This window comes from Photobacterium sp. DNB23_23_1 (assembly GCF_052873815.1).
Window position 1 is genome coordinate 1 of the sequence record NZ_JBNNXT010000095.1, and the last position, 1,288, is coordinate 1,288.

1 protein-coding gene and 2 tRNA genes are annotated in these 1,288 nt (G+C 47.6%); all 3 read left to right on the forward strand.

The genetic code is table 11. The features are described from left to right. The first annotated feature begins 122 nt into the window (after positions 1-122). The 3 genes from ACVA53_RS24900 to ACVA53_RS24910 all read left to right on the forward strand — a co-directional run bounded on the left by ACVA53_RS24900 (position 123) and on the right by ACVA53_RS24910 (position 1,288). Positions 123-198 (forward strand) — tRNA-Asn (locus ACVA53_RS24900). A 255-nt stretch (positions 199-453) separates the two neighbouring features. Continuing rightward, positions 454-1,083 (forward strand): glutathione S-transferase family protein, encoded by a 630-nt coding sequence (locus ACVA53_RS24905; RefSeq protein WP_255045519.1) that lies wholly within the window; start codon positions 454-456, stop codon positions 1,081-1,083. A 133-nt stretch (positions 1,084-1,216) separates the two neighbouring features. Beyond that, positions 1,217-1,288 (forward strand) — tRNA-Phe (locus tag ACVA53_RS24910).

Sequence of the window (1,288 nt, forward strand, 5' to 3'; positions counted from 1 at the left end):
TCGATAGCTCAGTCGGTAGAGCAGAGGATTGAAAATCCTCGTGTCGGTGGTTCGATTCCGCCTCGAGGCACCATATTTAGTTATGGTGCTAGTAATAGCAACATAATGTAAAAAGAGATAATTCCCCCTTAGTTCAGTTGGTAGAACGGCGGACTGTTAATCCGTATGTCGCAGGTTCGAGTCCCGCAGGGGGAGCCACATTAAAAAGCCAAGTCGAAAGACTTGGCTTTTTTCGTTTCTACTCCCCACCTTTTTATCTACACATTACCTTGGCGTGTTTTTCGGGCTACACCTCACCTTTGCTGCTATTTCGCCAGCGGGAGCCCTTGCCAACGTCTCTAAAGAAGAGCAAACCACACGATAGCTTCATTACTTTGACGGCCCGTATCTGCAGGCCGTCTTTTTTTTGCTAACTTTAATAACAACAAAATAAAAAAACCAAGGAAGAAATAAATGATCACCCTTTATGGCTATCCGCGTACCCGCTCGCTCCGTGTCTCTTGGTTACTTGAAGAACTCAGCCTTGACTGGCAGTACCGCCTAATTAATTTTGCCAAAAATGATCATCGTTCCCCCCAGTTCCTCGCTCTTAACCCCCAGGGGAAAGTCCCTTGCTTATGCGATGACGGGCTCACTATTTGCGAATCTTCAGCCATTTGCCTATACCTAGCAGAAAAATATGGTCACCACTGGCTGCCTGAGCCCGGTACTGCCGAGTCAGCCAGCCATCACGAATGGATCAGCTATATCATCACCGAGCTGGAACAACCGCTCTGGAGCATGGGCAAACACCGTTTTGCTCTCCCAGAATCCATCCGCTTGCCGGAAATGCTTGCTGTCGCAGCGTGGGAATTTAAAAAAGCCCTGAAAGTGGCTGAGAGCCGTATACAAGGTGATGAATACTTGCTGGGACATTTTCCAACCGTCGCAGACATTTTACTGGCTCATACCCTCAACTGGGCAATCAAGTTTGATCAAAAACTACCGCTGAAACTCGAGAAATATAGGCAGTTTGTGAGTCGCCGACCGGCACTTTCTCGTGCCCTTGACCGTGAAAACCGAACTCTTCTAGATAGCGATTAACAGCGCTATAAGCCATTTCTCGCCAACAAAAAGTTCAAAAACCGAGCAAACAGGGCAAAAAAGGTGAAATCGGCATATTTTTCTCAAAAAACCATTGACGAAAAGGCCGAAAACCTTTTTAATGCGCCCCGTTGCCTCGATAGCTCAGTCGGTAGAGCAGAGGATTGAAAATCCTCGTGTCGGTGGTTCGATTCCGCCTCGAGGC